The sequence below is a fragment of the Rhodanobacter spathiphylli B39 genome, from assembly GCF_000264295.1.
Classification (GTDB): Bacteria; Pseudomonadota; Gammaproteobacteria; order Xanthomonadales; family Rhodanobacteraceae; genus Rhodanobacter; species Rhodanobacter spathiphylli.
In genome coordinates this window covers 1-233 of sequence record NZ_AJXT01000201.1, presented here as the reverse complement: position 1 = coordinate 233, position 233 = coordinate 1, and the positions used below count along the sequence as shown (strand labels likewise).

Annotated in this window: 1 protein-coding gene; it reads left to right on the top strand. The window is 47.6% G+C overall.

From position 1 onward, the window contains the following. On the top strand, positions 1–233 hold a 233-nt coding region (locus UU7_RS19080; protein ID WP_238530982.1), incomplete at both ends, for a hypothetical protein.

The window sequence follows — 233 nt, the reverse complement described above, 5'->3', positions numbered from 1 at the left end:
TCATAAGGTCAAAGTCAAAGAGATCGACAACAGTGGCAATTCCATTTGGTCAAACGAGACAAGCATTAAAGTCCCTGAAAATAGGATGTGGGTCGGGACTGCGAGCCTTGCAAACAACGGGAAGACTGAAGCGATTGTATCCGGCTGGGCCATGAGCCATTTTGGCGTCGAAAGCGTTGAAATCTATTTGGATGGCAATAGGGTTGGCTCTGTATCGAACAGCAGCATGACGA